24 protein-coding genes are annotated in these 22,820 nt (G+C 66.4%); 13 read left to right on the top strand and 11 right to left on the bottom strand.

The window, feature by feature from the left end:
- Positions 1–2 precede the first annotated feature (2 nt).
- From IE097_RS13750 to agaR, 3 genes are read right to left on the bottom strand one after another with little or no spacing between them, the layout of a single operon-like run.
- Entirely contained in the window at positions 3–1,151 is a 1,149-nt protein-coding gene (locus IE097_RS13750; protein ID WP_189461426.1) for an SIS domain-containing protein, read from the bottom strand.
- Positions 1,148–2,449 carry a D-tagatose-bisphosphate aldolase, class II, non-catalytic subunit gene (locus IE097_RS13745; RefSeq protein WP_189461425.1) on the bottom strand — a complete coding sequence of 434 codons (1,302 nt, stop codon included), beginning with the start codon at positions 2,447–2,449 and terminating at the stop codon, positions 1,148–1,150. Before IE097_RS13745 ends, IE097_RS13750 begins: the two co-directional genes overlap by 4 nt.
- Positions 2,450–2,463: 14 nt before the next feature.
- The gene (agaR, locus tag IE097_RS13740; RefSeq protein ID WP_189461424.1) at positions 2,464–3,234 is read right to left on the bottom strand and encodes a transcriptional repressor AgaR; all 771 of its coding nucleotides are present in this window, start codon (positions 3,232–3,234) and stop codon (positions 2,464–2,466) included.
- Positions 3,235–3,763: 529 nt separating this feature from the next.
- Here agaR and IE097_RS13735 point away from each other — a divergent pair.
- The 3 genes from IE097_RS13735 to IE097_RS13725 all read left to right on the top strand — a co-directional run bounded on the left by IE097_RS13735 (position 3,764) and on the right by IE097_RS13725 (position 7,493).
- The gene (locus tag IE097_RS13735) at positions 3,764–4,924 is read left to right on the top strand and encodes an iron-containing alcohol dehydrogenase (RefSeq protein WP_189461423.1); all 1,161 of its coding nucleotides are present in this window, start codon (positions 3,764–3,766) and stop codon (positions 4,922–4,924) included.
- A gap of 102 nt (positions 4,925–5,026) precedes the next feature.
- The gene (gene phnD, locus IE097_RS13730; protein WP_189461422.1) at positions 5,027–5,992 is read left to right on the top strand and encodes a phosphate/phosphite/phosphonate ABC transporter substrate-binding protein; all 966 of its coding nucleotides are present in this window, start codon (positions 5,027–5,029) and stop codon (positions 5,990–5,992) included.
- Positions 5,993–6,161: 169 nt separating this feature from the next.
- Complete coding sequence (locus IE097_RS13725) at positions 6,162–7,493, top strand: sodium-dependent transporter (protein ID WP_189461421.1); 1,332 nt, start codon at positions 6,162–6,164, stop codon at positions 7,491–7,493.
- A gap of 73 nt (positions 7,494–7,566) precedes the next feature.
- Here IE097_RS13725 and IE097_RS13720 read toward each other — a convergent pair whose 3' ends face one another.
- Positions 7,567–10,899 carry a PAS domain S-box protein gene (locus tag IE097_RS13720; protein ID WP_189461420.1) on the bottom strand — a complete coding sequence of 1,111 codons (3,333 nt, stop codon included), beginning with the start codon at positions 10,897–10,899 and terminating at the stop codon, positions 7,567–7,569.
- A gap of 141 nt (positions 10,900–11,040) precedes the next feature.
- Between IE097_RS13720 and tsaA the strand changes: the two genes are divergently transcribed.
- Genes tsaA through IE097_RS13705 form a run of 3 tightly spaced genes read left to right on the top strand, consistent with a single transcriptional unit; the run spans position 11,041 to position 12,910 of the window.
- Positions 11,041–11,739, top strand: coding sequence for a tRNA (N6-threonylcarbamoyladenosine(37)-N6)-methyltransferase TrmO (tsaA, locus tag IE097_RS13715; RefSeq protein ID WP_189461419.1), 699 nt, complete (start codon positions 11,041–11,043; stop codon positions 11,737–11,739).
- Positions 11,736–12,656 carry a patatin-like phospholipase family protein gene (locus tag IE097_RS13710; RefSeq protein WP_189461418.1) on the top strand — a complete coding sequence of 307 codons (921 nt, stop codon included), beginning with the start codon at positions 11,736–11,738 and terminating at the stop codon, positions 12,654–12,656. The genes tsaA and IE097_RS13710 overlap by 4 nt, the downstream gene beginning before the upstream one ends.
- Positions 12,653–12,910: a DUF2164 domain-containing protein gene (locus tag IE097_RS13705; RefSeq protein WP_189461417.1), complete on the top strand. Its 258-nt coding sequence runs from the start codon at positions 12,653–12,655 to the stop codon at positions 12,908–12,910. The genes IE097_RS13710 and IE097_RS13705 overlap by 4 nt, the downstream gene beginning before the upstream one ends.
- Here the strand turns inward: IE097_RS13705 and IE097_RS13700 are convergent, their stop codons facing one another.
- From IE097_RS13700 to IE097_RS19385, 3 genes are read right to left on the bottom strand one after another with little or no spacing between them, the layout of a single operon-like run.
- Positions 12,911–14,347 carry a TIGR01777 family oxidoreductase gene (locus tag IE097_RS13700; RefSeq protein ID WP_189461416.1) on the bottom strand — a complete coding sequence of 479 codons (1,437 nt, stop codon included), beginning with the start codon at positions 14,345–14,347 and terminating at the stop codon, positions 12,911–12,913.
- Positions 14,348–14,363: 16 nt separating this feature from the next.
- Entirely contained in the window at positions 14,364–14,807 is a 444-nt protein-coding gene (locus IE097_RS19390; protein ID WP_229797593.1) for a hypothetical protein, read from the bottom strand.
- Between the two features lie 19 nt (positions 14,808–14,826).
- Positions 14,827–15,240, bottom strand: a complete 414-nt coding sequence (locus IE097_RS19385) for a thiol-disulfide oxidoreductase DCC family protein (protein ID WP_229797592.1) — start codon at positions 15,238–15,240, stop codon at positions 14,827–14,829.
- Here IE097_RS19385 and IE097_RS13690 point away from each other — a divergent pair.
- Together IE097_RS13690 and IE097_RS13685 are read left to right on the top strand one after the other, a co-directional pair.
- Positions 15,239–15,406: a hypothetical protein gene (locus tag IE097_RS13690; protein ID WP_189461415.1), complete on the top strand. Its 168-nt coding sequence runs from the start codon at positions 15,239–15,241 to the stop codon at positions 15,404–15,406. The genes IE097_RS19385 and IE097_RS13690 overlap by 2 nt on opposite strands.
- Positions 15,407–15,543: 137 nt before the next feature.
- Positions 15,544–16,410: a pirin family protein gene (locus tag IE097_RS13685; protein ID WP_189461414.1), complete on the top strand. Its 867-nt coding sequence runs from the start codon at positions 15,544–15,546 to the stop codon at positions 16,408–16,410.
- A 10-nt stretch (positions 16,411–16,420) separates the two neighbouring features.
- Here the strand turns inward: IE097_RS13685 and IE097_RS13680 are convergent, their stop codons facing one another.
- Positions 16,421–16,618, bottom strand: coding sequence for a hypothetical protein (locus IE097_RS13680; RefSeq protein WP_189461413.1), 198 nt, complete (start codon positions 16,616–16,618; stop codon positions 16,421–16,423).
- 209 nt (positions 16,619–16,827) lie between these two features.
- Between IE097_RS13680 and IE097_RS13675 the strand changes: the two genes are divergently transcribed.
- Genes IE097_RS13675 through IE097_RS13665 form a run of 3 tightly spaced genes read left to right on the top strand, consistent with a single transcriptional unit; the run spans position 16,828 to position 18,745 of the window.
- Complete coding sequence (locus tag IE097_RS13675) at positions 16,828–17,763, top strand: pirin family protein (protein ID WP_189461412.1); 936 nt, start codon at positions 16,828–16,830, stop codon at positions 17,761–17,763.
- On the top strand, positions 17,763–18,170 hold the full coding sequence (locus IE097_RS13670; RefSeq protein ID WP_229797591.1) for an OsmC family protein: 408 nt from the start codon (positions 17,763–17,765) through the stop codon (positions 18,168–18,170). The genes IE097_RS13675 and IE097_RS13670 overlap by 1 nt, the downstream gene beginning before the upstream one ends.
- Positions 18,167–18,745, top strand: a complete 579-nt coding sequence (locus tag IE097_RS13665) for an NADPH-dependent FMN reductase (protein WP_189461410.1) — start codon at positions 18,167–18,169, stop codon at positions 18,743–18,745. The genes IE097_RS13670 and IE097_RS13665 overlap by 4 nt, the downstream gene beginning before the upstream one ends.
- Before the next feature lie 80 nt (positions 18,746–18,825).
- On the opposite strand, the gene IE097_RS13660 is transcribed toward IE097_RS13665, so the two are convergent.
- Positions 18,826–19,167, bottom strand: coding sequence for a FlxA-like family protein (locus IE097_RS13660; RefSeq protein ID WP_189461409.1), 342 nt, complete (start codon positions 19,165–19,167; stop codon positions 18,826–18,828).
- A gap of 82 nt (positions 19,168–19,249) precedes the next feature.
- Between IE097_RS13660 and recG the strand changes: the two genes are divergently transcribed.
- Both recG and IE097_RS13650 read left to right on the top strand, forming a co-directional pair.
- Positions 19,250–21,316 (top strand): ATP-dependent DNA helicase RecG, encoded by a 2,067-nt coding sequence (recG, locus tag IE097_RS13655; protein ID WP_373295750.1) that lies wholly within the window; start codon positions 19,250–19,252, stop codon positions 21,314–21,316.
- A 6-nt stretch (positions 21,317–21,322) separates the two neighbouring features.
- Positions 21,323–21,676: a YbaN family protein gene (locus IE097_RS13650; RefSeq protein ID WP_189461407.1), complete on the top strand. Its 354-nt coding sequence runs from the start codon at positions 21,323–21,325 to the stop codon at positions 21,674–21,676.
- Between the two features lie 5 nt (positions 21,677–21,681).
- Here the strand turns inward: IE097_RS13650 and IE097_RS13645 are convergent, their stop codons facing one another.
- Both IE097_RS13645 and IE097_RS13640 read right to left on the bottom strand, forming a co-directional pair.
- The gene (locus IE097_RS13645) at positions 21,682–22,398 is read right to left on the bottom strand and encodes an LrgB family protein (protein ID WP_189461406.1); all 717 of its coding nucleotides are present in this window, start codon (positions 22,396–22,398) and stop codon (positions 21,682–21,684) included.
- Positions 22,388–22,783: a CidA/LrgA family protein gene (locus IE097_RS13640; protein WP_189461405.1), complete on the bottom strand. Its 396-nt coding sequence runs from the start codon at positions 22,781–22,783 to the stop codon at positions 22,388–22,390. Before IE097_RS13640 ends, IE097_RS13645 begins: the two co-directional genes overlap by 11 nt.
- Between the last annotated feature and the right edge of the window lie 37 nt (positions 22,784–22,820).

The raw sequence follows: 22,820 nt of genomic DNA, 5'->3' as shown, positions 1-22,820 counted from the left end.
AATCAGTTCGGATACGGGTAGATCGTCACGCCCTGGACGACGCGGTTCACTTCGCCGGTCGGGCACGGGTTGTCCGGCGTCAGGCCGGCGGCGAGCGAGGCCTCGAAGGCGAACAGCTGCGCGAACAACAGATAGGGCAGCGCCAGCCACAGGTCGTCGGCATCGGCCAGTTCGACCTGCAGCGTGTCGCCGGCCCCGGTCCCGAGCGCGATCACCTGCGGCGCGATGCCGTTGCCGACCAGTTCGGCGTACAGGTCGTCGTCGTAACGGCGCGTGTACGGTTTCGACGACATGAACACCAGCACGCAGGTCCGCGCATCGATCATGAATTTCGGGCCGTGGCGCACGCCGAGCGGCGAGTCGAAACGGGTCGCGATCCTGCCGGCGGTCAGCTCGAGCAGTTTGAGCGACGCCTCCTCGGCCAGCCCGGCCAGGCCGTTGCTGCCGAGATAAACCACGCGTTCGAAGCCGTCGATCGCCAGCTGGCGCGCCCGTTGCGGCCAGAGCGCGAGCTTGGCCTCGCACAGCGCGGCAACCGACTCGACCCGTGCAGCCGCGTCGGCCAGCGGTACCGCGCCGAGCATCAGCGCGGCGCTGACGAACATCGACGTGAAACTCGACGTCATCGCGAAGCTCTGGTCGTTGGCGCCGTCGGGCATCAGCACGCAGCGCACCCGCGGGTTGCCGGCGGCATAGCGCGCCAGCGCACCGTCCGGGTTGCACGTCAGGATCAGGTGACGGCAGTCCGGCAGCAGCTGGTCGGCCAGTTCGACCGCAGCCACGCTTTCCGGGCTGTTGCCCGAGCGGGCGAACGACACCAGCAGGGTCGGCAGGCGCGGATCGAGCCAGGCTTGCGGATCGCCGACGATGTCGGTGGTCGCGACCGGGTCGATGCGCAGGCCGGTACGTTCGCGCAGCACCGGGGCCAGCGTCTTGCCGGCGAAGGCCGAGGTGCCGGCGCCGGTCATCACCACGCGCAGGTTCGGCGTGGCGAGCAGGTCGTTCAGCCACGGCTGCCAGTCGGCGGCCGACGCCTGCAGCGTGGCGGTAATTTCGCGCCACAGCCGCGGCTGCTGGGCGATTTCGCGGGCGGTGTGGATGGCGCCGTGGGCGACGAGCCAGTCGTGATCATGGTCGAGGTAGCGCATCATGCAGCCCTCCGCACGTCGGCAGGCCGGGCCATGCCGCAGGCACGGGCATAGCTGCGGGTCACTTCCATCACCTTGTCGATCACCAGCGCCTCGGCGGTCGGCGCGATGCGGCCTTCGGCGATGCGCTTGGCCTGCTCGGGCAAGTACTGGCTGACCAGGGTCATCAAGAGCGGCTGCTTGCCGAGGTTGGCGAACAGGGTTTCCTGTGCGGCGACGACCTTCGGGTGCGGCCAGTAGTAGCGGATCCGGTCGGACAGGCTGTAGTTGCGGTCGAGGTACTGCTGGTGGCCCGGCTGGCTGTAGTACGGCAGCCAGTAGTCGGGCTCTTCCTGCATCACCTGCGCGATCACCGACTTCAGGTGCGAGGCACCGAGTTCGCCGATGGTTTCGCGTTCGATCACGTCGAGTGCATACAGCGCTTCGCGCATCGCGAACGTCAGCCCCGGACCGACCTTGAGGATGGCGAAGTGGTCGCGCACCAGTTCGGCGAGCGCGGTGTCGCTCTGGTAATCGGTCGAGTGCGCTTCGAACACCAGCGGTTCGGATTCGATGAAGGTGCTCAGCGCCTTGGCCTTGGCCGCGTTGTAGCGAACGACCTTGTGGTGGTCGAACTCGACGCCCGGCTGCACCACCATGGCGATGACGCGCTCGAACGTCCCGGCGAGGCCGGCGGCGGCAAACACGTCGCGATGGACCTTGAGCGTGGTGCCGGCGGCCTCCGGTGACGTCACTTCCAGCTCGCCGAGTTCTTCGTTGGCGCCACCGGGCACCGGCACTTCGGTGCCGATCACGTAGACCGGCGCCTCGCCGCCGACCTCGCGCCAGGCCGCTTCGGAAATCGCGCACAGCTGCGCGGCGCGTTCGGCGACGACGGCATCGGACAGCGGCACCGGATCGCCGGCGCACGACATCGAGCAGTCGAGGTGGATCTTGCGGAAACCGGCCTTCACGTAATCGCGGACCATGTCGCCGGCCAGTGCCATCGCCTCGCTCGCCGGCGCCTTCTTCCAGGCGTTCGGGCCGAGGTGGTCACCGCCGAGGATCAGCCGCGCCGGATCGAAACCGGTTTTCTTCGCCAGACCGAACACGAAATCGCGGAAGTCCGCCGGCTTCATGCCGGTGTAGCCGCCGAACTGGTTGACCTGGTTCGACGTCGCCTCGATCAGGATCGCGCTGTCGTCTTCCAGCCCCTGCAGCAGCGCGGCTTCGAGCACCAGCGGGTGCGCCGAGCACACCGAGTAGATCCCGTCCGGCTGGCCGGCCTTGTGGCGGTGGATGATGTCGAGCAACAGACTCATGGCGTTCTCCTTGTTCATTCGTCGGCGACGATCACGTTGACGCCGGACAGCGTCAGCGCACGTCGGTATTCGTCGGTGATGCCGCTGTCGGTGATCAGCGTGTGCACCTGAGGCAACGGGCAGATCACGCAGAAACCGCGGCGGCCGAACTTGCTCGAATCGGCCAGCAGCACGACCTTGTCGGCCGCCTTGATCATGGCGCGGTTGAGCTGGGCATCCTGTTCGTTGGTGGTGGTGACGCCGGCCTTGAGGTCGATGCCGTCGGCACCGATGAACAGCGTGTCGAAGTGGTGCAGCCGCACCGCCTGTTCGGCGATCGGTCCGCACAGCGAGTAGGAATCGGCACGGACGGTGCCGCCGGTCATCATCAGTTCGAAGCGCACGTCGCCGATCAGCTCGTTGGCGAGATTCAGCGCGTTGGTCATCAGCGTGCAGCGCTTGTGCGCTTCGACGTAGCGCGGCACGAAGCCGACGGTCGAGCCCGAATCGATGATCAGCGCATCGCCGTCGCCGACGAGCTGCGCGGCAGCGCGGCCGATCAGCTGCTTGGCTTCGCTGCGGGTTTTTTCCTTTTCGCGGAAATCGAGCTCGAAGGCGAAGTGCGGGCTGAGCACCGCCTTGCCGTAGCTGCGGCTGATGCAGCCGCTGTCTTCGAGGAAATCGAGGTCGCCGCGTATCGTCACCGTCGATACACCGAGCGCGTCGGCAAGGTCGCTGACGTTGCAGCTCTCCTGTTCGCGCATCAGTTGCACGATGCGGTTGCGGCGTTCCTGTACCCGATCCATGGCTGCGTCCTGGTGTCCGTTTTCCGTGCGCCGGACGGTGATCCGTATCCGGTCCGGCGTATTGCGTTGACCGGACTGTAGGCCGGAAAACACAAACAGGTCAAAGCCATAACTTTCGATTAGGGCCAATCAAAACTTGCGGGTTTTCGACGACTCGACAGACCGGCGCGATCCGGGACCTTCACAAAACTACAAACCGTCATGTTTAAAACATCAAACCGCAATTGATTGATTCATATGAACATATGCAGAACATCCATCACATGTCGCGCAGAAGATCCGGCCAAAAACCGCCTTGCATGAAGGATTGTTACGGAGAAATGAAGAAACGGAACCGGTACATATGACAAACGAAAGAAAAACAAATGGAAAAAACAAAATCCGATTTTCTTTCGATCTTTAACCGACGAACGGTAATATTTACCGCGTTCCGGACCCGCTGCGACGAATCCCAATACACTATGGGCAGAGGGTCGCCGGGTAGACCGACCGGCGACCCGTGCCGAGATACCCAGCAAGGATTCCGCCAATGAAGAACTTCAGCTTCCACAATCCGACCCGCCTGCATTTCGGCAAGGGACAGATCGCCCAGATCACCGCGGAAATTCCGCCGGGCGCACGGGTACTGGTCGTCTATGGCGGCGGCAGCATCAAGCGCAATGGCGTCTACGACCAGGTGATCGCCGCGCTGGCCGGGCGGACCGTGGTCGAATTCGCCGGCGTGCCGGCCAACCCCGAATTCGAAACGCTGATGCAGGCGGTCGAACTCGGCAAGGAACAGGGTGTCGACTGGGTACTCGGTGTCGGCGGCGGCTCGGTGCTCGACGGCAGCAAGTTCATCGCCGCGGCGCTGGCGCTCGACCCGGGCATCGACCCGTGGCTGATCGTCGGCAACAAGACGCCGCTGAAATCGGCGCTGCCGATCGGCTGCGTACTGACGCTGCCGGCCACCGGTTCGGAAGCCAACTTCACCGGCGTGATCACCCGCAAGGAAACGCAGGACAAGCTGTCGTTCAAGAACCCGGCCGTGTTCCCGCGCTTCTCGGTCCTCGACCCCACCGTGATCTCCACGCTGCCGGCACGCCAGCTCGGCAACGGCCTTGTCGACGCCTTCGTGCACACCACCGAGCAATACCTGACCTACCCGCTGGAGGCGCGCGTGCAGGACCGACTGGCCGAAGGCATCCTCTCGACGCTGGTCGAGATCGCGCCGGCACTGCTGCAGGACCAGACCGACTACGACGCCCAGGCCAACCTGATGTGGGCCGCCGACCAGGCGATGTACGGGCTGGTGCCGCTCGGCCAGCCGCTCGACTGGGCCACGCACGCGATCGGCCACGAGCTGACCGTGCTGTACGGGCTCGACCATGCCCAGACGCTGGCCGTGACGCTGCCGAACCTGCTGGCGCATACCTTCGACGCCAAGCGCGCCAAGCTGGCGCAGTACGGCCGCCGCGTCTGGGGGCTGGACGGCGACGACGCGACCGTGGCGCGCGCCGCGATCGACGCGACCCGCCGTTTCTTCGAATCGGCCGGACTGAAGACGAGACTGGCCGATTACGGCATCGACGCCGCCGAAGCGGCAGCCGGTGTCGAAGCACAGCTGACGCGCCACAAGCGGCTGGCGCTGGGCGAGCACGGCACGCTGACCCCGGCCGACTGCCGCGCCATCGTGCTCGCATCGGCCTAGCGCGGGACCGATCGGCGGCCCGTCGCGACCGTCTGCAGACTTGTCATCCCGGCGTCATGAAGCCGGCTTACAGTCGCGCCCCTGACTACCTGGGGAACGGCAATGCGGCATTTCTGGATCACGATGGCGACGCTGGCGCTGCTCGCCGGTACGGCACGCGCCGACCTCACGCTCGGCCTGCTGGCCGGCAAGAACGAGGGCGACGTCGTGGCCGACTGGCAGCCCGTCGCCAACGATCTGGCCAAGGCGCTGGGCCAGCCGGTGAAGGTCGTCGCGGTCAAGGACGACGCCGAACTGCTGCGCCGTTTCGCCAGCAAGGAAATCCAGATTGCCCGCGCCAACACCGGCACCGCGCTGTCGCTGATCGAAGCGGGCAACGGCGAAATTTTCGCCCGCCTTGCGCTGACCGGCGGCGTGGCCGACTACCGCTCGCTGCTGCTGGTGCGCAACGACGGACCGGCCGACTTCGACGCCCTGCTGCGCGACAAACAGCGCTGGCGGCTGGCCACCGGCGCAACGAGTTCGACCGCGGGTTACCTGATTCCGGCCTACCTCGCGTTTGCCAAACGCAACGTGCTGCCCGAAGCGTTCTTCCGCGAGGTGAAGTCCGGCAACGCCGAGGACAACTTCCGTGCGCTGGCCGACAGGCGCGTCGACGTCGCCGTCTGCAACAGTGACGATTTCGACAAGCTGCGCGAAACCTATCCGCGCGACGTCAGACAGATGCGCGTGCTGTGGCAGTCGCCGTCGTTTTCCTACGATCCGCTGGTCTACCGCAAGGATCTGCCGGCGGCGACCCGCACCGCCGTCGCGCGCTTCTTCCTCGACTACGGCCGCAAGGGCGCGAACACCGCGCAGGAGAAAACCCGGCTCTACTACGCCGACCAGCTGTCGGGCTTCCTGTCGTCGAGCAACCGCCAGCTGCGCGAAGTCACCGACCTGCAGCTGTACTTCGACCTGTTCAAACTCAATCTCGCCAAGCAGACCGACGCCGAACGCACCGCCAGCGAGAAACAGCTTTACCGCCGCTACAACCAGCTGGTTGCCGTCCTCGGCGGGCCGAAGTAGTCCGATTTCAGAGCACTCGATATTGATACGGGCCGCAAGGCCCGTTTTTTTTGCTTCCCGGCGTCCGGTCCCAGCACGGATTTGCGCCAGATCACAATCGGTGAATGTTGCACTTGAACTTTCCGCTTGCGGAAGTGCAAGCTAATCGGTTGATTTTGTGGAGATTTTGATGTCTGAGACTGCCAACCGGGCAAACTGGGGCTCCAAGCTGGGCTTCATCCTCGCCGCTTCGGGCTCCGCCGTCGGCCTGGGCGCCATCTGGAAATTCCCCTACGTCGCCGGCAAGAACGGCGGTGGCGCCTTCCTGATCGCCTACCTCGTCTGCGTCTTCACCATCGGCATCGCGCTGCTGCTGGCCGAGATGCTGATCGGCCGCACCGCGAAGAAATCGGCCACCACCGCCTTCCGAGACCTCAAGGGCGGCCTGTGGCCGTGGGCCGGCCGGCTGTCGGTGCTGTGCATCTTCATCATCCTCTCGTACTACTGCGTCGTCGGCGGCTGGACGATCGCCTACATCTTCCGCTCGATCACCGGCGAGGCCCTGACCAGCGACACCAAGGCGCTGTCGGCAGCCTTCGGCAGCTTCATCGCCAATCCGGGCCAGGCACTCGGCTATACCGCAGCCTTCCTCGGCATCACCGTCGCCGTGGTCATGGGCGGCGTCGAGAAAGGCATCGAGCGGATGAGCAAGGTGCTGATGCCGGCGCTGTTCCTGCTGATGCTGATCCTGATCGCCCGTTCGCTGACGCTGCCGGACGCCTGGGACGGCGTGAAGTACTTCATCACGCCGGACTTCTCCAAGCTGACCGCCAGCATGATCGTCGACGCGCTTGGCCTGGCGTTCTTCTCGCTGTCGCTCGGCGGCGGCATGATCATCGCCTACGGCTCCTACCTGCCGCAGGACACCAAGCTCGTCGGTGCCACGCTGTGGGTCAGCTCGCTGGCGACGCTGGCCTGCGTGCTCGCCGGGCTGATGGTGCTGCCGGCGGTGTTCGCCTTCCACGTCGATCCGGCGGCCGGCCCGGGGCTGACCTTCATCACCATGCCGGCGATCTTTGCGCAGATGCCGGCCGGCCAGTTCTTCGCGATCGCGTTCTTCTTCCTGCTGCTGTTTGCCGCGCTGACCTCGTCGGTGTCCATCCTCGAGCCGATCGTGTCCTTCCTGATCGACGAATTCGGCTGGGCGCGCAAGACCGCGACCATCGCCGTCGCCATCGCCTCCTTCGTCGTCGGCATTCCGGCCGCGCTGTCGTTCGGCCCGCTGGCCGACGTGCAGCTCTTCGGCAAGGGGCCGTTCGACCTGATGGACTATGTTGCGTCGAACATGCTGATGCCGGCCGGCGGCCTCTTCGTTGCCCTGTTCGTCGGCTGGGCGATCTGGCCGAAGATCCGCAACGAGCTCAGCGCCGAAGGTTCGGCCGCCGTCCTGCCGGCGTTCCGGCTGGTGTGCGCGGTACTGGCGCCGATCGTCATCGGCGTGATCTGGTACCACAATCTTTGAGTCGCCTCGCGACCCGATGAAAAAGGCCGGCATTGCCGGCCTTTTTGCTGCGCGACGGGTATGCCCCGGCCACTCAGGCGGTCGCGATCCGGTCGCGGCCCATGTCCTTGGCCGCGTAGACGAGGTTGTCGACACGCTTGAGCGCCGCGTCGATGCGCTCGAACGGCTGGTACTGGGTGACGCCGATGCTGGCGGTCACCCGGCCGACGATCTCGAACGGCTCGTCACGCAAGGCGGTGAGCAGCATCTGCGCCAGCTGTTCGGCGGCGGCGAAGTCGGTATCGGGACAGACGAGCAGGAACTCCTCGCCGCCCAGACGGCAGAAGATGTCCGAATTGCGCACGCGCTGGCGTACCAGCTGCGCCAGATGCTGCAACACCTTGTCGCCGACATCGTGACCGAACTGGTCGTTGATGCGCTTGAAATGGTCGATGTCGAACATCAGCAGCGACAGCGGCGCACCGCTGCGGTTGACCCGGCCAACCTCGCGCTCGATCGCCAGATTGAAATAGCGGCGGTTGTAGAGCTGGGTCAGCGGATCGGTGATCGACATCTGCTCGAGTTCGCGCTGCAGGCGTTTCTGTTCGGAGATGTCCTCGGCAATGCACCACGCCAGCCCCTGCCCTTCCTTGCTCGGCATCAGGAAGCCGTTGATCAGCACCGGCACGCGGTGGCCGCCGCGGTGCAGGTATTCCTTTTCGTACGGGCCGTAGCGCTGGTGGCGATACAGCTCGTACACCAGCTCGCGGTCCTGTTGCGCGAACTCGACGGGCGTGATCGCGGCGAGCGATTGTGCGCGCAACTCGTCGACGCCGTAGCCGAGCAGATTGCAGAACGCGGTATTGGCGTCGACGAAGTGGCCGTCGCTGTGTCGGATCAGCGCCATGCCGACCGGCGACGATTCGAAGAAGGTGCGGAACTTCTCCTCGCTCGCCGCCAGCGCGTTCTGCGCCTCGACCCGGTCGGAAATGTCCTCGCACACGCCGATGAAATGCGTCGGCACACCCAGGCCATCGGTCAGCGGCGTCAGCGACAGCGAGTTCCAGAACGGCGTACCGTCCTTGCGGTAATTGCGCAGCCTGACCCGACCCGCACGCTGCTCTGCGATCAGCCGGCGCACCGTCTCGATCTCGGGCTGCAGCCGGTCGCGCCCCTGCAGGAAGCGGCAGTTGCGGCCGATCACCTCGTGGCGCGCGTAGCCGGTAATGTGTTCGAACGCCGAGTTGACGAAGATCAGCGGCAGATCCGGTTCGCGCGCATCGACGATCAGCACCGCGAGCGAACTGGCCTCGATCACGCTGGCCAGCAGCGCGATCTGGTCGCTGGCCTTCTTCTGTTCGGTGATGTCGGAAATGAAGCCGTACCAGATCGTGCTGCCGTCTTCCTGTCGCTCGGGCGACGACTCGCCGCGCAGCCAGCGCACACCGCGCTGCGGCAGGTCGACGCGGTAGTCGCAACGCCACAGACTGAGCTGTGCCTGCGACTGTTCGATCGACTCGATCAGCATCGGCATGTCGTCGGCAACGATGCGTTCGAGCACGACGCGGGCATCCTCGGCAGCCTCCTCGGGGCTGACACCGTAGATTGCCTGGATGCCGTCGCTGGCATACGGGAAGCACGAGCGGCCGTCGGGGAAGCGCTGGAACTGGTAGATCAGCCCCGGCACGCGCTCGGACAGCTTGGACAACAACCGGTCGCGACGAAGCAGCGCCGCCTCGGCCGCCAGCCGTTCGGTGATGTCGACGCCGATGCACAGGTAGCCGACGCGGCGGCCCTGCGCACCGACGATGCGCGTCACGGTCAGCTCGACCTGACGCAGCTCGCCACTGCGGGTCCGGTGCGTCCAGACGCGTGCATCCATACCGCTGCGTTCGGCCACGAGGGTCAGCGCCTCGAAACGGCCGACCGCATGCCCCAGTTCGTCACCCAGCTCCTGCACCCGCGCGTCGATCTCGGGGTCCGAGAGGAATTCCAGCATCGATGCGACGCCGGCAACCTCGTCGGCTCGATAGCCGAGCAGGTATTCGGCGCCGCGATTGAAGAGTTCGATCTGCCCGTGCAGGTCGGTGGCAATGATCGACACCCGCGATGCGGCATCGAGCACGTTGCCCAGATAAGCCCGGGTTTCCTGCAGCTCGAGCAGCGTACGCCGCTGTTCCGACAGGTCGGAAATGCGGATCAGCACGTCGTCGACGCTGGCACCGGCACGCGCCACGCGTACGCCCGAGATCGCGTAGCTGTGGCCGCCGATCACCCGATCGAGCAGGAAGGGCTCGCCGCCGGTCAGCAGCCCGGCCACTTCGGCGTCGAACCCGGCCTGTGTGGCCACGGCGGTAAACGCCCCGACCTCGTGCCCGTCGTCGATGCGCCACTCGGTCAGCAGCGTTTCGGCCGACTGGTTGGCCTTGCGTACCGACCAGCGCGCATCGACCAGAAACAGCGCGTCGTCGATGGCGTGGAAAATCCGCCGCAGCCGTTGTTCGCTCTGCCGGAGTTCGCGCGCCCGCGACACGGCCAGTGCTTCGGCATAGCGCTGGCGATTGGCGAGCACGAAGACCAGCAGCGCCACCAGCAGCGGAATCATCGTGCCCGGCACCCAGACCGTTGCGGCATCGATCCAGTTGTCCTTGCGGGAGAATCCGCCGGCGGCGGTCACCCGCAAGGTCAGCGCCCGGTCACCGATCAGCAGCGGCTGAAAGTACGCAGGCAGCGGTGCCGCGGCGGCGGGGTCGCCGCTGCCGACTATGGTCCGGCCGCTCTCGTCCTCGAGCGCGAGCACGATCCCGCGCTCCTGTGCCAGCCGGTCCAGCTGCGCCTGCAGCAGCTTGAGCCGGTAGGTGCCCCAGACAAAGCCGAGCGGCACGTTCTGCCCGGGCCGGAACACGGCGATCGCAATTGCGTACCCCTGTTCGCCGAGGTAATCGCCGCGCAGCGGCATCACCGGCGAGGTGGCGATGCCGCGCCGTTCCTGCGCGCGCCGCAGCACCGGCCCACGCGTCGGGTCCCTGCCCAGCTCGGCACCGACGAAGCCGCCGTGCGAGCCGCCCGGTTCGGCGTAGTGGACGCGCTGCGATCCGTCGTTGCCCGGCCGGACCCAGGCTAGGCCGCCAAAGGTATCCAGATAGGGTTCGACGAACAGGCCGAAGTCACTCGCCGACGCCTCGGGCGACAGCGCCATGAAGCGCGCGATCGAATGCAGCGCGCCGATGTCGTGCGCCACACCGCGCCCCAGCTGGCCGACGACGCCCTGTGCTTCCATCCGGAAACGCCCCTCGAGCGCCCGTGATTCGATCCGCACCAGCAACTGCGAGACCAGCCAGGACAGGCACAGGCCGACCGTCAGGACGGTCAGCGCCAGCACGAGCGGGCGTGGTACGAAACGCAGGGCGGCAGGCAGTCGGATCACGTCGTCGGGTCGAGGGGATGGCGACCGCCAAATATAACATCGGCCCCGCTGCGCCCTTCCGCGTTCCCGCTTCGCGGCACCGAAGCGTTGGTGTGCCGCATCACTTGGAAAGCGGCGCCGAAGCGAGGCACAATCGCGCCGGTGAATACCGACTCCTTTTCGCTCTCGCCGCTGGGCCATCTGGCAACGCCGTTTCCGGACAAATTCGGCATCCCGCGCCAGCCTTCGCTGGCGCCGCACGCCACCGGCACGCTCAGGCTGCTTCCGCCTTACGACCGGCCCGAAGCGGTGCGCGGACTCGATGCGTTCTCGCACGTCTGGCTGACCTTCGTGTTCCACCAGACCGGTGGCCAATGGCAGCCGACGGTGAGACCGCCGCGCCTCGGCGGCAATGCCCGCGTCGGCGTCTTCGCCAGCCGCAGCCCGTTCCGGCCCAACTCGCTCGGGCTGTCGCTGGTCGAGCTGGCCGGCGTCGACACCACCGACGGCGTGGTATTGCACTTTCGGGGCGTCGACCTCGTCGACGGCACCCCCATCGTCGACATCAAGCCCTATATCCCCTACGTCGAAAGCCTGCCCGATGCCGTCGGCGGCTTTGCCAGCAGCGCTCCGCCACGGCTGACGGTGAATTTTTCCACCGCTGCACGGCAGGCGATCGAGCGGCAGGCAAGGCATCATCCGGAACTGGCCGCACTGATCACCGAAGTGCTGGCGCAGGATCCGCGCCCGGCCTACGCCGGCGACCCCGCCCGCGTCTACGGTGTGCGGCTGTACCGTTTCGATGTGAAATTCCGCGTGGCCGACGGCTGCGCCTTTGTGGACTCCCTGGACCCGGCATGAACCGACTTTCCCGCCTCTCGCGTCCGCTGTTCGGCGCGTTCCTGACGCTGGCGCTGCTCGCCGGCTGCACCACTACGCCCCCTGCACCTCCTGTCACGCCGGAGCCGCCGCCCAAGGTCCGTGTCGGCTTGGCGCTCGGCGGCGGCGCGGCCAAGGGCTTCGCGCACATCGGCGTGATCAAGATGCTCGAAGCCAACGGCATCAAAATCGATACCGTTGCCGGCACCAGCGCCGGTAGCGTCGTCGGCGGCTTGTACGCCAGCGGGCTGGACGCATTCGCCTTGCAGGAAAAGGCCTTTGGTCTCGACGAGGCTGCGATTCGCGACGTCAGCCTGTTGAACGGCGGCATCGTCAAAGGCCAGAAGCTGCAGGACTTCGTCAACCAGCTGGTCGGCAACCGGCCGATCGACAAATTCACCAAGCCCTTCGGCGCGGTCGCGACCGAACTGGATACCGGCAAGCGCACCGTATTCGTCCGCGGCAACGCCGGTCAGGCCATCCGCGCCTCGAGCAGCATTCCCGGCGTATTCGAGCCGGCGCTGATCGCCGGCAAGCGCTACGTCGACGGCGGCGTGGTCAGCCCGGTGCCGGTCGACGCGGCGCGCGAGCTGGGCGCCGACATCGTCATCGCCGTCGACATTTCGACCAAGGCCGGCAACAAGGCCCCGAGCGGGCTGATCGGCACGGTCAATCAGGCGGTCGTGATCATGGGCCAGAAGCTCGGCGAGCAGGAACTGACCCGTGCCGACGTGGTGATCCGGCCCAAGGTCGGCAAGATCGGTCCGACCGATTTCGACCAGAAGAATCAGGCCATCCTCGAGGGCGAAAAAGCTGCGCTGGCGGCCGTTCCGCAGATCAAGCAGAAGATCGCCGAGAAGCAGCAGGCGCTGATCGCCGCACGGATGGCCAAACGATGAGCGAGGCGCTGATCCGCTTCGAGCCGGCCGAGCGCGCCGAACTGGCCGCCCGCCTGCGCACTTGGTGCGATCGCGAGATCGGTCTGGAACTCGGCGGTTTCGATGCCGAGTTCCTGCTCGACTTCGCCATCAATGAAATCGGCACGCAGTGCTACAACCGCGGCCTGCTCGACGCGCAGGCCGCGATCGCCAAGCGCGTCGACACGCTGACCGACGCGATTGCGGAGCTGGAGAAAGCCCCGCCACGTCGCTAGTCAGACGAGACTGCGCAGGGCACCGGCCAGATCCGGGTGGCGGAATCGGAAGCCGTGCGCCAGCAGGCGAGCCGGAACCACCCGCTGGCCACCGACGAACAGCTGCGCCATTTCGCCTGCCAGCCAGCGGATCGGCGCGGCCGGCAAGGCCAGCCAGACCGGACGGTGCAGCTGGCGCCCTGCGCAGGTGGCGAACGTCGCCTGTGCAACCGGCTCGGGCGCGACGGCGTTGTAGACCCCCGCCATCGTCTGTTCAGCGAGTGCGTTGGCGATCAGCGCCAGCACGTCGTCGCGATGGATCCAGCTCATCACCTGCCGGCCGCTACCCAGCCTGCCGCCAACACCCAGACGGATCGGCAGCAGCAGCGCCGGCAAGGACCCACCGTCACCGAACACCAGCCCCAGACGCAGCACGACCTGCCGCACACCGTACGTGGTCGCCGTACGCGCGGCATCTTCCCAGCGCCGGCACAGCTCGACCATGAAACCCTGCCCCGGTGCAGCATCCTCGGCCAGCGTCTCGTCGGCCGGCCGCACGCCGTAATAGCCGATCGCCGATGCCTGCACCCAGACGCCGGGGCGTGTTTCCGCCCTTTGCAGCCAGCCCAGCAGGGCTTGCGTAGTACCGATCCGGCTGGCAAGCAGCTGCGCCTTGCGGCGCGGATTCCAGCGCGGCCCGATCACCGGCGCACCGGCCAGATTGACCACGGCGTCGAACGCCTCGTCATCGGCCAGTGCATCCAGCGAGCGCACGCAGCGCGCCCGGCCATCGAACAGGTAGGCCGCCCGCAGCGGATCACGCGCCAGCAGGGTCACGGCATGGCCGGCGTCGAGCAGTTGCCGTACCAGCGCCGTGCCGATGAAGCCGGTGCCGCCGGTCACGAGCACGCGCCGGTGCGACAGCGCGGCAAACGGATTGGGTACTGGCAGGGCACGGGACAGCCTGAACGCCGCCCTGCCGTCACGCAGTCCCGACAGGGCCACGCCAAGCGCAAACAGCGCCAGCACGGTGCCGCGCCAGCCCGAATCGGTGGCCACCAGCGCCGTCGGCAGCGCCCCCCACTGAACCAGTTGCACCGCGTAAAGCCCGAACACGGCACCGCCGTTGATCGCCAGCAGCGTGTGCAGCACCCGTTCGCTCGCCGGCAGCTTGCGGCTGCCATCCTCGACGACGAAATCCCACAAGGTCAGTCCGACCTCGACGGCGATCAGTGCCGCCACGGCCAGCGCCCAGAAGCCCTGGAATGCAAAATGCGCGACACCGGCGAACAGCAGCCCGTACAGCACGGCACGTACGGCATGGATCGCCAGCTCCAGCCGGGCACTGCGCTGCGCGGGCAGCCGCACGGTCAGCTCATGGTGGTAAACGGTATCGAAGGCGCCCATCAGGCCTTGCGCGATCAACAGATTGAGTACCCATTGCAGTGGTTCTGACATCGCCCTCTCCTCATCGTCATGAATCGTCGGATACGCTCCGGTCACGCCACCACAGCCAGCACAACGGCGGCAGCATCGTGGCCAGCGCCAGCACGTCGACCCAGACGTGGATCCACGCACCGGCGCGCAGGGAAACCAGCATGTCCTGTGGCGCCCACAGCAGTAGCCCGGCAATCAGCCAGCCCCATGCGGTGACGCTGCGCTGCACGTCACCGATGCGGACCAGCGCCCACATCCACAGCGCCAGCCCCTGGATCGTCGGGCCGAACAGCGACATCCACCACACCTGCAACGCCCGCGCCCCGTCCGGCGTCGTGCCGCCCCGGAACGCCGGCTCGATGCTGCGGTGATAACCGTCGAGCAGCGCGGCATCGGCCACCCACGGCAACGCCAGCCCGACCACCAGATGTGCCAAGGCCGCGCCATACAGCCAGCGGACCAGCCAGACTCTCGTTTGCATCACGGCCTCCGGTCTTGGGTCAGCGCAGAAAAGGATTGCCGATTTCGCAACGGTCGCCGTCGCAACGCGTGATCGGCCGGTAGCCCAGCCAGCGCGAGATGCGATAGCGGTTGCGGGCAAACCGGCGGTACCAGCGCGCCAGATGCGGCCGGAACACGGCGACCCGCAGCGGCGCCACCAGCCAGCCGCGGCCGACCAGGGTGTAGGCGGCCAGCATCGTGTCGATCCCGACAAGCATCCGGCCATTGGCGTCGCGCCCGTGCAGCTCCCGACCGAGTGCCGCCATGTCGACACCCAGCTCGGCCGGATCGAATCCCGCTTGCGAGATATCGACAAACCCGAGCTGTCCGCCACGGTCCCAGCGATGCAAGCGCTGCATTTCGGCGGCACAGAACGGGCAGAGCCCGTCGTAATACAGGGTGAGCGTGGTCATGGCGCATCTCCGTCGTCGTCCGGTCCCGTCCGCCCGATCCGGCAGCCACAGCGGAATTGCTGAAGGCAGCAGTGGCGTGACACCGGCCAATTCGTCATTTATTTCCGAAATTTCTGTATTTACAGAAATTAAAGATCGAACGAATGCCAACGTCAAGGCCGATTGATATCGGCCGCGCCGCACGCCACAGGCAAGCGCCTCATTGTCCTGTCAATGGAACAATCAATTGCCGATCCGGTGGATTATCATTCCGGGCAGCTTGTACGATGATAGCGACACCACCACTGACTGGAGTCCCCGATCATGACCACCGCTTCCTATCGCCGTATCGCCCGCATCGTTCGCGGCATGGCCACCTCCGACGGCGGTGGCGTCCGGCTCAACCGCGTCATCGGCAGCCAGGACCTGCCGATGCTCGACCCGTTCCTGCTGCTCGACGAATTCCGCTCGGACAACGCCGACGACTACCTCGCCGGCTTTCCGGAGCACCCGCACCGCGGCTTCGAAACGGTGACCTACATGCTCGCCGGCCAGATGCAGCACGGCGACAACAAGGGCAACACCGGCAACCTCGGCCCGGGCAGCGTGCAATGGATGACCGCCGGGCGCGGCATCGTCCACTCGGAAATGCCGCAACAGGAAAACGGCCTGCTGCAGGGCTTCCAGCTGTGGGTGAACCTGCCGGCCAGCGACAAGATGACCGCGCCGCGCTATCAGGAATTCGCCGCCAGCGAAATCCCGCAGGTTGCGCTGGATGGCGGCGGTTCGGTCAAGGTGATCGCCGGCACGTTTGGCGGCGTGACCGGCCCGGTGTCAGGCGTGGCGACGCAGCCGAGCTATTTCGACGTGACCCTGCCGGCGGGCGCGACGCTGGATCTGGCCATGCCGGCGGAACATCATGCCTTCATCTACGTCTATCAGAATGTGCTGGGCGTAGTCGACGGCCCGCAGGAGCGGCCGGTGAAGCAGGGTGAACTCGCCGCGCTGACGCAGGGCGACACGATCGCCGTCGGCGCGCTGGAACAGGAAGTCCGTTTCATCGTCGTCGCCGGCAAACCGCTGAACGAGACTGTGGCACGCTACGGCCCCTTCGTGATGAACACCGCCGAAGAGGTCCAGCAGGCCTTTGTCGACTTCCAGCAAGGCCTTAACGGTTTCGAACGGGCCTAGGCACCCGAAATCAGTGTGCGTGGCTCTCGGCAGATGCGGTCAGCATTTTTGCCGAGAACCGCCCACTCATCACATCGGCACCGGCGGCATAGCCTTGTGCACGCTCCTGTGCGAGCAGTTGCGCGATGGTGGCGTGCACCTCGTCGGAAATGGCACCTTGCTCGCGCATCTGATCGAGCAAGCGATAAGCATTCGGTTGATGCGACATGTCCTGATTCCTTGGCGAGATGAACAACAAACATCGATGCCCGCAACGATAGCTCGCCATCTTTGTGGGCAATACTGCGATAAATCCTAACTGCGGGCTTCCCTTACCACCGCGCTCGCCGCAAAGTATTCGCATCCGCCGCGACTGCCGCGATGAAAGAAGAAGTCAGGCAACCGGCGCCCCTGCGCCAATCCAGACAAGGAGCCGTGATGAGCAGCACCGAACACGAAGTATCGATCTCGACCGACTGCCCGGCACCACCCTTCGTGCAGCGCTTTGCCGCGCACAATGCCGTGCTCGGCGAAGGCATGCAGATCCGCCGCGCCCTGCCCAACCGCGAACGCCGGATGATCGGCGCGTGGTGCTTCCTCGACCATTTCGGCCCGGTCGACATCGGTGCCGGCAAGGGCATGCGCGTCGGCCCGCACCCGCACATCGGGCTGCAGACCTTTTCGTGGCTGCTGGAGGGCGAGGTCTACCACCGTGACAGCCTCGGCTTCGAACAATTGATCCGCCCCGGCCAAGTCAACCTGATGACCGCCGGCCACGGCATTTCGCATTCGGAAGAATCACCGCCGAACCACAGCGCCATCATGCATGGCGCCCAGCTGTGGATCGCGCTGCCGGACGAGCAGTTCGAGCGGCCGCCGGCATTCGAGCATTACCCGTCGCTGCCGGAATTCGACGACGGCGGCTACCGGGTCACCGTACTGGCCGGCGAATTCATGGGACACGTGTCGCCGGCGCGCGTCTATACGCCGCTGCTGGGGCTCGACCTCAACGCCGCCAGCGCCGCCGCGACGACGCTGCCGCTGCGCCGCGACTTCGAGTACGGCGCCATCGTGCTGGTCGGCGAAGCCCGGCTGAACGGCGAGACGCTGGTGCCGGGCGAATGCCTGTACTTCGGCTGTGGCCACGATGCATTGCAGGTCGAAACCGATGCCGCGACACGCATCCTCATCGTCGGTGGCGAGCCGTTCAAGTCCGAGCGCATCCTGTACTGGAACTTCGTCGGCCGCAACGGCGCCGACATCCGCGAGGCGACGGACGAATGGAACGCCGGTGACGCGCGCTTCGGCGAGGTTCACGGCTACGACGGCGACCGTCTGCCGGCGCCGGCCGTGCCGAAACTCAGGGGGGAATGATGGCGCACGATATCGTCAACGCACACCTGTCGGGCGAACCGTTCCGCACGCTGCTCACCGACGGCCGCCACGATTGGTTCGGTGATGTCGGCCGCGAATCGGGCGGCATGGATGCCGGCCCCGATCCGCACGCGCAGCTGCTGGCCGCGCTCGGCACCTGCACCGCGATCACGCTGAAGATGTACGCAGCACGCAAGGGCTGGCCGCTCGACGACGTCCGGGTCCGGCTCGCCTATGCGCCCGACCACAAGGATGGCGATGCCAAAATCGACCGGCAGGTCGAGTTCGTCGGTGCGCTCGATGCCGACCAGCGCGCCCGCCTGCTCGAGATCGCCAACGCCTGTCCGATCCACAAACTGCTGACCGGCCCGGTCGCAGTGGCCACCACACTCACGGAGTCCCCATGACGGTTCGCCTGCTCGCTTTTTCCGCCAGTACCCGCGTCGCCTCGTTCAACAGCAAGCTGATCGCCGTCGGCGCCCAGGCCGCGCGCGACGCCGGTGCCGAGGTCACGCTGATCGACCTGCTCGACTACGAACTGCCGCTGTACAACGGCGATCTCGAAGCCCGCGACGGCCTGCCCGAAGCCGCGGCACGGCTGCAGCAGCAGTTTGCCGCCCACCACGGCCTGCTGCTGTCGACGCCCGAATACAACGGCATGTTCCCGCCGCTCTTGAAGAACACGCTCGACTGGGTCAGCCGTGCCGATGCCAGCGGCCAGTCCGGGCTGCGCTTTCTCGAAGGCAAGGTTGCCGGGCTGCTGTCGGCGTCGCCGGGCGCGCTGGGCGGGCTGCGCTCGCTGATCGCCAGCCGCCAGTACCTGACCAACCTCGGCTTTCTGGTGATTCCGCAGCAGCAGGCCGTCGGCGGCGCCGGTCAGGCCTTCGGCGAAGGTGGCGCGCTGGTCGAGGCCCGGACACAGGCCGGCGTCGAGAAAGTTGCCCACGCGCTGGTCCGGATCGCCCGACAGACCCAGGAATAAGGTCCGTTCAATTCCGCGGCCCACGGCAGTGACGATGCATCGATCGACGCTGCCGCGCGGCCGGGACCGGCCGCGACCGTTCAGACCTTCACGTCCACCGAACCGGTCACGACCTGCAGCGCTTCACTCACCGGATTGGCATCCAGCCTTGCCCGCGCCGGCGCATGTTTGTCGCTGCGCTCGCTGCGTTGCTCGATCAGCTGGCGCAAACGCTCCTGCAGCATCGCCAGCTGGGCCTGCAACAGCTGCTGGATTTCCTTCTTCTCTTTCGGTCCGAGCGAATCGTCGTGCGCAAGCTTGCTGATCTGGTCCTGCGTGTCCTGGATTTTCTCCTTGACCCGCTCGATCTGCTCGTTGATGTTGCCGCCGCCGGCAACAGGCTGTGTACTGGTCCCGAGACTCGGGACCGAAATGGTCGACATGGCGGACTCCGCTGTTTTCCATGCCATCGGCAATCCGCGGCAAATCTTGAGCCGGCGCCCCCGCCTCGCCAAAACCGGCCAAATCCGCTACAGTCCAAGGCAACAGAACAATCGTTCTAGCCTGATGGACCTTGCCCAACTCCAGCCCGGCCTGCGCACCCGTCTGTTGAAGCTCGGCATCAGCCGCGCCTTCGATCTGGTGCTGCACCTGCCGACGCGCTACGAAGACGAAACCCAGCTCTACCCGATCGCCGAAGCGCCGGTCGGCACCGCCGCGCTGGTCGAAGGCGAAGTCACCGGTTGCGAGACCACATTCCGGCCGAAGAAACAGCTCGTCGCCCGCGTGCGCGACGCCAGCGGTACGCTGGTCGTGCGGCTGATCCATTTCTACCCGAACCAAGCCCAGCAGCTTGCCGTCGGCAAGCGGGTGCGGCTGTACGGCGAGATCCGCCACGGCTTCTGGGGCGACGAAATGGTCCACCCCAAGGTCAAGACGCTGTCGGACAACGACACGCTCAACGACAGCCTGACACCGATCTACCCGACCACCGCCAACCTGTCACAGGCCCAGCTCTCCCGGCTGATCGCCAAGGCGCTGAAGGACGAGCCGCTGACCGACACCCTGCCGGCGGCGGTGCGCCACGATTTCGGTTTTCCCGATTTCGCCGAATCGGTCCGCTTCCTGCACAACCCGCCGCCCGACGTCGCCCGCGTCCAGCTGATCGAACGCATCCACCCGACGTGGCGGCGGATCAAGTTCGACGAGCTGCTCGCCCAGCAGCTGTCGCTGCGCATGGCGCGGGCGATCCGGCGCGAGCGCACCGCCCCGGTGATCGCGCCGCCGGGCCGGCTGGCCGCGCAGCTCGTCGCCAGCCTGCCGTTCGGGCTGACCAAAGCCCAGAACCGCGTGCTGCTCGATATCGCCAAAGACCTCGGCCAGCGCCATCCGATGCAGCGGCTGCTGCAGGGCGACGTCGGCGCCGGCAAGACCATCGTCGCCGCGATCGCCGCCTGCCACGCGATCGAGGCCGGTTATCAGGTCGCGATGCTCGCGCCGACCGAAATCCTCGCCGAACAGCACTACGCCAAGTTCGTCCAGTGGCTCGAGCCGCTCGGCGTCAAGGTCGCCTGGCTGACCGGCAGCCTCAAGGCCAAGGCCAAGCGCAGCGCACTCGAGGACGCCGCGCTCGGCAGTGCGCAGATGGTCGTCGGCACGCATGCGATCTTTCAGGGCACGGTCGAATTCAAGAACCTCGGCCTCGCCATCGTCGACGAGCAGCACCGCTTCGGCGTTGCCCAGCGGCTGGCGCTGCGCGAGAAAGGCGGCAGCCCGCACCAGCTGATGATGTCGGCAACGCCGATCCCGCGCACGCTGGCGATGAGCTTCTACGCCGACCTCGACGTCAGCGTGATCGACGAACTGCCGCCGGGCCGTACGCCCATCGTCACCAAGCTCGTCTCGGACGCGCGCCGCGACGAGATCATCGAGCGCATCGCCAGCAAGGTGCTCGAAGGCCGGCAGGTGTACTGGGTCTGCCCGCTGATCGAGGAATCCGAAGCGCTGCAGTTGCAGACTGCCGTCGACACCCACGCGCAGCTGACCGAGGAGCTCGAAGGCATCGCCATCGGCCTTGTCCACGGCAAGATGAAGCCGGCCGAGAAGGCCGCGATGATGGACGCGTTCAAGCGCAACGAGATTCAGGTGCTGGTCGCGACGACAGTGATCGAAGTCGGCGTCGACGTCCCCAACGCCAGCCTGATGGTGATCGAGCACGCCGAACGGATGGGATTGGCGCAGCTGCACCAGTTGCGCGGCCGCGTCGGCCGTGGTGCGCACGCCAGCCTGTGCATCCTGCTGTATACCGGCCCGCTGGGCGAGACGGCCAAGGCGCGGCTCAAGGTCATCTACGAGTCCACCGACGGTTTCGAGATCGCCCGTCAGGACCTGCAGATCCGCGGCCCCGGTGAGCTGGCCGGCGTGCGCCAGTCCGGCGTGCCGATGCTGCGCTTCGCCGATCTGGAAAAGGATGCCGACCTGCTGGACGCCGCACGCGACGTCGCCGAGAACATCCTCGCGACCGAGCCGCAACTGGCGATTCCGCATCTGGACCGCTGGCTGCCGGGGCGCGAAGCGCTGCTACGGGTCTGACCGACGATGCTGCGACGCAACCTGTGGCGCATCGCCGGCCTGCTCGCGCTGCTGCTCGGCGCTATCGGTGCAGTACTGCCGCTGCTGCCGACGACGCCCTTCGTGCTGCTGGCCGCCTTCTGCTTCGCCCGGGGCGAACCGGCGTGGCACGCCTGGCTGCTGCGCCACAAGACCTTCGGCCCGCTGCTCGCCGACTGGGAAGCCCGCGGCGCCGTCCCTCGGCGCGCCAAGTGGGCAGCCACCATCATGATGGCCGCAAGTCTGGCAATCAGCACACTGCTGATCCGCAGTCAGGCGCTGTGGTTTGCGGGAGTTTCGATGGCGCTGGTACTGATCTGGTTATGGCGACGACCCGAATAACACCCTTAATGCGGCCAGAACGCCAGAATGACCGGCAGCACGATCGACGTCAGCACGCCGTTCAGCCCCATCGCCAGCCCGGAGAACGCGCCGGTCGTCGTCGACAGCTGAAACCCGCGCGCGGTGCCGACGCCGTGGGCGGCTACGCCGAGTGCCAGCCCTTGCTCGATCTCACCGGTGACCTTGAGCCAGCGCATCAGTGGCACGACGATGATCGCGCCGAGGATGCCGGTGATGATGACGAGGTTGGCGGTCAGCGGTGCGAGGCCGCCGAGCTTGTCGGCCAGCGCCATCGCGATCGGCGTGGTCACCGACTTCGGTGCGAACGACACCTGGACCGGCCACGACAGTCCGAACAGCTTGCCCAGCAGCAGCGCCGAGACGATGCCGGTGACACCGCCGACGAGCAGTGACACCGACAGCGGCACGAGCAGCGAGCGCACCCGTTGCAGGTTGTCGTACAGCGGCACCGCCAGCGCAACGGTCGCCGGACCGAGCAAGAGGTGAAGCAGGCGCGCGCCACTGAAATAGTCCGGATACGGCACACGGGCGACGCTGAGGACGACGATGATCAGCGCAATCGCCACCAGCACCGGATGCAGCAGCGGATTGTGGCCGCTCTTGCGGAACAGCTTTTCGGCCAGCAGGTAGGCAAGCCCGGTCACCAGCAACCACAACAGCGGCGCGGCCTTGAGCGAAGCGAAGGCGGCATCAACGTTCATCGGCCTTCCCCTTGCGACGCACCAGCACGCGGTTGCGCAGCTTGCGGCGATGACGGTTCAGCATCGCCTTCATCGTCAGCGCCGTCACCGCCATGGTGATCACCAGCGACAGCACGAGCACCGGCAGCATCGCCAGCCCCTGATCGCGCAGCACCGGGCCAAGCAGCATCAGCCCGACGCCGGCCGGCACGAACAGCAAGCCCATGTAACCGAGCAGCCCTTGTGCGACCTGTGCCAGCCGCGGATCGACGCCACGATGCCAGACGCACCAGAAGGCAAGCAGCAGCATGCCGAGCACCGGGCCGGGCAGTGGCAGGTGCAGCAGGGTTGAGGCGGCCTCGCCGATCAGCTGGAACAGCACCAGCACGCAGAATCCGTACAGCACCTATGCAACTCCTCCAAGCGATCCGTTGGCACCCTGA

Origin of the sequence: Jeongeupia chitinilytica (assembly GCF_014652315.1) — a bacterium.
GTDB lineage: Bacteria > Pseudomonadota > Gammaproteobacteria > Burkholderiales > Chitinibacteraceae > Jeongeupia > Jeongeupia chitinilytica.
This window is presented reverse-complemented; position numbering and strand designations above follow the sequence as displayed.

What these genes read in the sequence shown, in the direction of transcription:
- IE097_RS13750 (WP_189461426.1), bottom strand. Translation starts at nt 1,151, where the DNA reads ATGATGCGCTACCTCGACCATGATCACGACTGGCTCGTCGCCCACGGC.
- IE097_RS13745 (WP_189461425.1), bottom strand. Translation starts at nt 2,449, where the DNA reads ATGAGTCTGTTGCTCGACATCATCCACCGCCACAAGGCCGGCCAGCCG.
- agaR (WP_189461424.1), bottom strand. Translation starts at nt 3,234, where the DNA reads ATGGATCGGGTACAGGAACGCCGCAACCGCATCGTGCAACTGATGCGC.
- IE097_RS13735 (WP_189461423.1), top strand. Translation starts at nt 3,764, where the DNA reads ATGAAGAACTTCAGCTTCCACAATCCGACCCGCCTGCATTTCGGCAAG.
- phnD (WP_189461422.1), top strand. Translation starts at nt 5,027, where the DNA reads ATGCGGCATTTCTGGATCACGATGGCGACGCTGGCGCTGCTCGCCGGT.
- IE097_RS13725 (WP_189461421.1), top strand. Translation starts at nt 6,162, where the DNA reads ATGTCTGAGACTGCCAACCGGGCAAACTGGGGCTCCAAGCTGGGCTTC.
- IE097_RS13710 (WP_189461418.1), top strand. Translation starts at nt 11,736, where the DNA reads ATGAACCGACTTTCCCGCCTCTCGCGTCCGCTGTTCGGCGCGTTCCTG.
- IE097_RS13705 (WP_189461417.1), top strand. Translation starts at nt 12,653, where the DNA reads ATGAGCGAGGCGCTGATCCGCTTCGAGCCGGCCGAGCGCGCCGAACTG.
- IE097_RS13700 (WP_189461416.1), bottom strand. Translation starts at nt 14,347, where the DNA reads ATGTCAGAACCACTGCAATGGGTACTCAATCTGTTGATCGCGCAAGGC.
- IE097_RS19390 (WP_229797593.1), bottom strand. Translation starts at nt 14,807, where the DNA reads ATGCAAACGAGAGTCTGGCTGGTCCGCTGGCTGTATGGCGCGGCCTTG.
- IE097_RS13690 (WP_189461415.1), top strand. Translation starts at nt 15,239, where the DNA reads ATGGCGCATCTCCGTCGTCGTCCGGTCCCGTCCGCCCGATCCGGCAGC.
- IE097_RS19385 (WP_229797592.1), bottom strand. Translation starts at nt 15,240, where the DNA reads ATGACCACGCTCACCCTGTATTACGACGGGCTCTGCCCGTTCTGTGCC.
- IE097_RS13685 (WP_189461414.1), top strand. Translation starts at nt 15,544, where the DNA reads ATGACCACCGCTTCCTATCGCCGTATCGCCCGCATCGTTCGCGGCATG.
- IE097_RS13680 (WP_189461413.1), bottom strand. Translation starts at nt 16,618, where the DNA reads ATGTCGCATCAACCGAATGCTTATCGCTTGCTCGATCAGATGCGCGAG.
- IE097_RS13675 (WP_189461412.1), top strand. Translation starts at nt 16,828, where the DNA reads ATGAGCAGCACCGAACACGAAGTATCGATCTCGACCGACTGCCCGGCA.
- IE097_RS13670 (WP_229797591.1), top strand. Translation starts at nt 17,763, where the DNA reads ATGGCGCACGATATCGTCAACGCACACCTGTCGGGCGAACCGTTCCGC.
- IE097_RS13665 (WP_189461410.1), top strand. Translation starts at nt 18,167, where the DNA reads ATGACGGTTCGCCTGCTCGCTTTTTCCGCCAGTACCCGCGTCGCCTCG.
- IE097_RS13660 (WP_189461409.1), bottom strand. Translation starts at nt 19,167, where the DNA reads ATGTCGACCATTTCGGTCCCGAGTCTCGGGACCAGTACACAGCCTGTT.
- IE097_RS13650 (WP_189461407.1), top strand. Translation starts at nt 21,323, where the DNA reads ATGCTGCGACGCAACCTGTGGCGCATCGCCGGCCTGCTCGCGCTGCTG.
- IE097_RS13645 (WP_189461406.1), bottom strand. Translation starts at nt 22,398, where the DNA reads ATGAACGTTGATGCCGCCTTCGCTTCGCTCAAGGCCGCGCCGCTGTTG.